Here is a 6,594-nt window from a genome sequence, read left to right as displayed (position 1 = left end):
GGTACGGGTCGTCCGACAGGTTGATCTGCGTGGTCAGGTGCCGGTGCCCCGGCGCCGAGATGAAGAAGTGAATATGCGCCGGCCGCTGCCCGTGGCGACCCAACTGGTCGAGCAGTTGTTGAGTCGGCCCGGTCGGCGGGCAGCCATAACCGGACGGCACGATGCTACGAAAACGATAGTTGCCCTGGGCATCGGTCTCAATGCGCCGACGCAGGTTGAACTCCGATTGCGTTGGGTCAAACCACGAATAGGTGCCACCCGTGTTGGCCTGCCACACATCCACAATCGCACCCGCCAACGGCTTGCCGTCGGTGTCGCGCACTTGCCCGCGCATAAACAGCGGCACTGCGTCGTCCTTGCCATCGTCCAGCCGCGCTTCGTATTGGCTCAGCGGCGCGCCGGCCACGTACAGCGGGCCTTCGATGGTGCGGGGCGTACCGCCGGATTTGCCGGCATCTTCGTCCGCAGCGTCCATCAGCAAGTCCAGGTAATGCTCCAGGCCCAAGCCGGCAGCCAGCAAACCCGCTTCCTGATTTTTACCCAATTCATTGAGGTAATTGACCGCCTTCCAGAACTCTTCCGGGGTCACTTCCAGGTCTTCGATGATGTTTACCGTATCGCGCAGGATCCGGTAGATCAGCGCCTTGGCGCGCGGGTTGCCGCCGTCGTTATGGTTGCCGCTGGCTTCTTCGAGAAACGCCTGGGCATGGGCAGTCTGGGACAGTCGGATGGACATGGTGCAATCCTCATCTTGTAATTATTGGGTGCAAAACAGGCTCAACGGTCGTCCTCATGGATCGACGAAGGGTGGCGGCACAGGGCGTTCACTTCGATGGCCATGTAGGGAAAAAGCGGCAGTTGCATCAGCAGGTCGTGCAGGTCTTGCACGCTGTCGACATCGAACACGCTGTAGTTGGCGTAGTGCCCGGCGATTCGCCACAAGTGGCGCCATTTGCCCTCCTGTTGCAGGCGCTGCGCCAGGGCTTTCTCCTCGGCCTTGAGGGTGGCGGCGCGCTCGGGGTTCATGTCCAGCGGCAGGTTCACGGTCATTTTTACGTGGAACAACATGGCAGGCGCCTCTTAGTGTTTGTCACGACGCAAGAACGCCAAGCGTTCTTCATCAATGGCCAGGCCCAGGCCCGGTGCGGTGGAGACATGCAGCTCGAAATCGCGGTACACCGGCGGTTCGGTGAGAATGTCTTCGGTGAGCAGCAGTGGGCCGAACAGTTCGGTGCCCCACACCAGCGTGTTCAGTGTGAGAAAGGCATGCGCCGACGCCAATGTGCCGATGCCGCCTTCGAGCATGGTGCCGCCGTACAAGCCGATGCCCGCCGCCTCGGCAATCGCGGCGGTGCGCAACACCGCCCGTGGGCCGCCGTTTTTGGCTATCTTGAGCGCGAACACCGAAGCCGCGCCTTCGCGGGCCAGGTTGAAGGCGTCTTCGACACATTCAATGGATTCATCGGCCATGATCGGCGCCGGGCTCGACAGGTTGAGCCGGGCCATGCCGCCACGGTTGTTGCGCGAAATCGGCTGCTCGATCAGGTCAATGCCGTTATCGCCCAGCACCTTGCAGGCGCGCAGGGCCACGGCTTCGTCCCAGGCCTGGTTGACGTCGACACGCACACTGGCACGCTCGCCCAGGGCTTTTTTGATCGCGATCACATGGGCCAGGTCGCGATTGACCTCTCCAGCGCCGATCTTCAACTTGAAGAGGCGATGACGGCGCAGGTCGAGCATCTTTTCGGCCTCGGCGATGTCCTGTTCGGTGTTGCCGCTGGCCAAGGTCCAGGCCACCGGCAAGGCGTCACGTACACGCCCGCCGAGCAGTTCGCTCACCGGCAGGTTCAGGCGTTTGCCCAGTGCATCGAGCAAGGCGCTTTTGATCCAGACTTTGGCAAAGGTATTACCGCGAATGCTGCGCTCCAGGCGCAACATGGCCGCGTTGATATTGCTCGCGTCCTGGCCAATCAGCAGCGGCGCGAAGTGACGGTCAATGTTGACCTTGATGCTGTCCGGGCTTTCGTTGCCGTAGCTCAAACCGCCGATGGTGGTGGACTCACCGATGCCTTCAATGCCGTCGGCGCAGCGCAGGCGGATGATCACCAACGTCTGGTTTTGCATGGTGTGCATCGCCAACTTGTGCGGGCGAATGGTGGGAAGGTCGACGATGATGGTCTCGATCGACTCGATGGCGCAAATCGGCATGGCTATACCCGTTGGGTTCTTTATAGATTTGAGCCGATTCTGTGCCGTATCTTTAAAGGCTTCCAATATAGAATGGGTCTCGCACGATACCCTCAAGGTATAAAAGGAACCGTCATGGAACTGCGTCATCTTCGCTATTTCCAGGTGCTGGGTGAAACCCTCAACTTCACCCGCGCAGCCGTTCGCCTGCACATTGCCCAGCCGCCATTGAGCCGGCAGATCCAGCAACTGGAGGATGAACTGGGCGTGATGTTGCTGGAACGCGGCCGCCCGTTGCGGCTGACCGAAGCCGGGCGATTTTTCTATGAGCACGCCAATGTGCTGCTGGAACAACTGGCCAAGGTTTGCGATACCACGCGGCGCATCGGCCAGGGCGAAAAGACCTGGCTGGGCATCGGCTTTGCGCCATCGACCCTGTACGGCGTGCTGCCGGAGTTGATACGGCGGCTGCGCAACCATGAGGCGCTGGAGCTGGAGTTGGGCTTGTCGGAGATGACCACCTTGCAGCAAGTCGAGGCGCTCAAGGCCGGGCGCATTGATGTGGGTTTCGGGCGCATTCGCATCGACGACCCGGCCATCGTCCAGCGCGTGCTGGTGGAAGATCGACTGGTGGCCGTATTGCCCGCCGGCCACTCGCTGCTGGGCGCGCCCGCCACCCTCGCGCAATTGGCCGCAGAGCCGTTTGTGCTCTACCCCGGCAACCCGCGCCCCAGCTATGCCGACCATGTGATCGCGCTGTTCGACGCCCATGGTTTGAGCCTCAAGGTGGTGCAGTGGACCAACGAGTTGCAGACGGCCATCGGGCTGGTGGGCGCGGGAATGGGCGTGACGCTGGTGCCGGCCTCGGTGCAGGTGTTGCACCGGGCGGATATCGGCTACACGCCGATTGTGGAAGCCACTGCGACCTCGCCGATTATCCTGAGCAGGCGAGTGAATGACCAGTCGCCAGGGCTGAGTCATTGTTTGCAGTTGGTTGAGGAGTTGATCTGAAACCCTCCAAACACCGCAATTCCCCTGTGGGAGCAGGCAAGCCAGCTCCCACAGTTTGATCTTCATACAGTTCAGAGACTGCGCAGGCGTTTGCGCTGCAGGGTTTGGCTGGGGGATTCATCGAAGAGTTTGCGGTACTCCGCCGAAAACCGTCCCAAGTGGGTAAAGCCCCAGCCCAGCGCGATCTCGGAGATAGTGCGGATTGAACCATGCTCGAGGATTTCCTGGCGCACGACACCCAGTCGGTACTTCTTCAAATACGCCATCGGCGACAGCGCAAAATATTTACGAAACGCATCGAAGAGCTTGAACCGCGACACACCGGCAGCGACTTCCAGATCCTCTAAATGCACGGCATCGCGGGCATTGTCATGAATGTATTGCCGCGCCCGAATCAGGTAATGCGGCAGCTTCACGCCGAGCACGTCGCGCAATTCTTCTGAATAGTTGTTCGGCTGGGCCAGGATCAAACCCTTGATCAACGAGCTTTCCAGATCCCGCGTAAACGCCGCCTGCTCATACAACTCGTTGCTGCACTCAAGCTCCGCAATAAAGTAGCGCGCCATGCGCCACCAAGATGCCGAAGCACCGTCCACCGCATCCATCACCGACTCAAACCGCAGTGGCGCTTCAATCGGCCGTTGCAGCAACCCTTCCAGCGACTCACTCATCGCCGCCCGCGTAATCACCACCTGCAACTTGCGACAATCACCGGAAATCGCCAGCACCTGATGCTCGTTAGGCGACAAAATCACGCCTTGGTCACGGTTGGAGCTCAGGCGCTCGCCGTTCTTGCTCAATTCCTGCTCGCCCACCAACGGCAGGCTCAGGCTGTAGCTGCTGAAGTGCTCGGCGTCTTCGATATCAATGGTCACATCGGTGCCGTACTCGATCACGCCCAAGGTGGTGGCGCGGGACTTGAACACATTGGCGCTGTGGTGAAAACGCAGGCGCTCGGGCGTGCTTGTCGCCAGGCGGTGCGGCCCGCAGATGCCGGACATCCAGCTGCAGGCGCCCTCCAGGTCGAAGCGTTGAATATGGATCTCGCGTGTATGGCTACTCATCAGGGTGCACCCACGGCGGTTAGGCGGTTGCGCGCTCTGGCGGCGCGTCGTTGGCAATCGACAGCAAGTTCTACGCCACGCCCGCCTGAATGCAACCGGGTGGATAGCAAGCGTCGACTATGTGGATAAGCCGCAGGCATTTGCGACCTTCCTTTGGTATGACAGTAGCGCATGGCGTCACCTGGGCGCACTGAACTGGGTATTTGCTGCCCAATTTTGCGGCCTGCCTTCACCCATTAAGCGGATAGCCCGCGCCCTGCCCCACTGCCTCTAATAACCCACCGATTAGCCCCTATCAAAAAAGGTGCCTCCCATGAGTGGTGCAAGAAGCGTCGAGCAGTGGAAAACGTTTATCGAAGGTTGCCTGGACTTTCGGCCGGTGGATGAAGTGTTTCGCATCGCCCGCGACATGTTCACCGAGCCCGAACTGTTCGACCTGGAGATGGAACTGATCTTCGAAAAAAACTGGATCTACGCCTGCCACGAAAGTGAACTGGCCAATAACCACGACTTCGTGACCATGCGCGCCGGGCGCCAGCCGATGATCATCACCCGCGACGGCGAAGGCCAACTCAATGCGCTGATCAACGCTTGCCAGCATCGTGGCACCACACTGACCCGTGTCGGCAAGGGCAACCAATCGACCTTTACCTGCCCGTTCCACGCGTGGTGCTACAAGAGCGACGGCCGGCTGGTGAAGGTCAAGGCGCCGGGCGAGTACCCGGAAGGTTTCGACAAAGCCACACGCGGCCTGAAAAAAGCCCGTATCGAAAGCTACAAGGGCTTTGTGTTCATCAGCCTCAACGTGCAAGGCACCGACAGCCTGGAAGACTTCCTCGGTGACGCCAAAGTGTTCTTCGACATGATGGTCGCGCAGTCGGCCACCGGTGAGCTGGAAGTGTTGCCGGGCAAATCCGCCTACACCTACGACGGCAACTGGAAACTGCAAAACGAAAACGGCCTGGACGGTTATCACGTCAGCACCGTGCACTACAACTACGTGGCCACGGTGCAGCATCGCCAGCAGGTGAATACCGAAAACGGCAGCGCGTCCGCCAGCACACTGGACTACAGCAAACTCGGCGCCGGCGACGCGAATACCGATGACGGCTGGTTCGCCTTCAACAACGGCCACAGCGTGCTGTTCAGCGACATGCCCAACCCCAGCGTGCGCTCGGGCTACGCCACCATCATGCCGCGCCTGGTGGAAGAACACGGCCAGCAGAAAGCCGAGTGGATGATGCACCGCCTGCGCAACCTGAACATCTACCCGAGCCTGTTCTTTCTCGACCAGATCAGCTCGCAGCTGCGCATCATCCGCCCGGTGGCGTGGAACAAGACCGAGATCATCAGCCAGTGCCTGGGCGTGAAAAACGAGTCGGATGCCGACCGCGAAAACCGCATTCGCCAGTTTGAGGATTTCTTCAACGTATCGGGCATGGGTACGCCGGATGATCTGGTGGAGTTTCGCGAAGCCCAGCGCGGTTTCCAGGGCCGCCTGGAGCGCTGGAGCGATATCTCACGGGGCAGCCATCGCTGGGAAACCGGGCCGACACCGAACAGCGAAGCCATCGGCATTCAACCGGCCATGACCGGCACCGAATTCACCCACGAAGGCCTGTATGTGAACCAGCATCGCAACTGGCAGCAATTTCTGCTCAAAGGCCTGGACCAGCAAGCGCTGACACTGCGGGAGGTGAAGTGATGGATGCCCAATTGCAGTACCGGATCGAGCAATTTTTCTATCGCAAATCCGAACTGTGCGACGCCCAGGACTGGGACGCCTATGTGCAGCTGTTCGACCCGCAGAGCGAGTTTCACTTGCCGCAATGGGACTCGGAGCACGTGTACACCCGCGACCCCAAACGCGAAATGTCGCTGATCTACTACGCCAACCGTTCGGGCCTGGAAGACCGCGTGTTCCGTTTGCGCACCGGCAAGGCCGCGTCGGCCACGCCGATGCCGCGCACCTTGCACTTGATCAATAACGTGCGGATCGCCGAGCAGGCAGACGGCACGCTGGAGGTGAAGCTGAACTGGCACACGCTGTTCTATCGCCTGGCCACCTCAGAGCAGTTTTACGGGCCTGCCACTTACCACCTCAAGCCGGATGGCGACAGCTGGCTGATCACCCGCAAGCACGCACTGTTGCTCAACGACACCATCAACTCGGTGCTGGATTTCTATCACTTGTAGCAGAGAACTTTTGTGACAAGCACCGTCCTGTGGCGAGCGGGCTTGCCCCGCGTTGGGCTGCGAAGCGGCCCCAATAAAGTCACCGCATTCATCCAGTCAAACCACAGTGCCTGAACCAGGGGCCGCTTCGCGCCCC

At 60.3% G+C, this 6,594-nt stretch carries 7 protein-coding genes; 3 read left to right on the top strand and 4 right to left on the bottom strand.

Annotated elements, in window-relative coordinates; translation table 11 throughout:
* The 3 genes from catA to FEM54_RS21115 all read right to left on the bottom strand — a co-directional run.
* Window positions 1-736, bottom strand: a 736-nt coding sequence (catA, locus tag FEM54_RS21125) for a catechol 1,2-dioxygenase (RefSeq protein WP_138452831.1), incomplete at its 3' end; no start/stop codon positions are given.
* Between the two features lie 41 nt (window positions 737-777).
* A complete protein-coding gene (gene catC, locus FEM54_RS21120; protein ID WP_017137960.1) occupies window positions 778-1,068 on the bottom strand; it encodes a muconolactone Delta-isomerase in 291 nt (96 codons plus the stop codon).
* A gap of 12 nt (window positions 1,069-1,080) precedes the next feature.
* Window positions 1,081-2,208 (bottom strand): muconate cycloisomerase family protein, encoded by a 1,128-nt coding sequence (locus FEM54_RS21115; RefSeq protein ID WP_138452830.1) that lies wholly within the window; start codon window positions 2,206-2,208, stop codon window positions 1,081-1,083.
* 114 nt (window positions 2,209-2,322) lie between these two features.
* Between FEM54_RS21115 and FEM54_RS21110 the strand changes: the two genes are divergently transcribed.
* Entirely contained in the window at window positions 2,323-3,198 is an 876-nt protein-coding gene (locus FEM54_RS21110) for a LysR family transcriptional regulator (protein WP_138452827.1), read from the top strand.
* Between the two features lie 71 nt (window positions 3,199-3,269).
* Here the strand turns inward: FEM54_RS21110 and FEM54_RS21105 are convergent, their stop codons facing one another.
* Window positions 3,270-4,262, bottom strand: coding sequence for an AraC family transcriptional regulator (locus tag FEM54_RS21105; protein ID WP_138452825.1), 993 nt, complete (start codon window positions 4,260-4,262; stop codon window positions 3,270-3,272).
* Window positions 4,263-4,575: 313 nt separating this feature from the next.
* Between FEM54_RS21105 and antA the strand changes: the two genes are divergently transcribed.
* On the top strand, window positions 4,576-5,967 hold the full coding sequence (antA, locus tag FEM54_RS21100; protein ID WP_017137964.1) for an anthranilate 1,2-dioxygenase large subunit: 1,392 nt from the start codon (window positions 4,576-4,578) through the stop codon (window positions 5,965-5,967).
* On the top strand, window positions 5,967-6,458 hold the full coding sequence (antB, locus tag FEM54_RS21095) for an anthranilate 1,2-dioxygenase small subunit (protein ID WP_056858366.1): 492 nt from the start codon (window positions 5,967-5,969) through the stop codon (window positions 6,456-6,458). Before antA ends, antB begins: the two co-directional genes overlap by 1 nt.
* The last annotated feature ends 136 nt before the right edge of the window (window positions 6,459-6,594 follow it).

Source organism: Pseudomonas edaphica (assembly GCF_005863185.1).
Lineage (GTDB): Bacteria > Pseudomonadota > Gammaproteobacteria > Pseudomonadales > Pseudomonadaceae > Aquipseudomonas > Aquipseudomonas edaphica.
The sequence above is the reverse complement of the archived record's forward strand: the minus strand, read 5'-3'. Positions and strand labels throughout refer to the sequence as shown.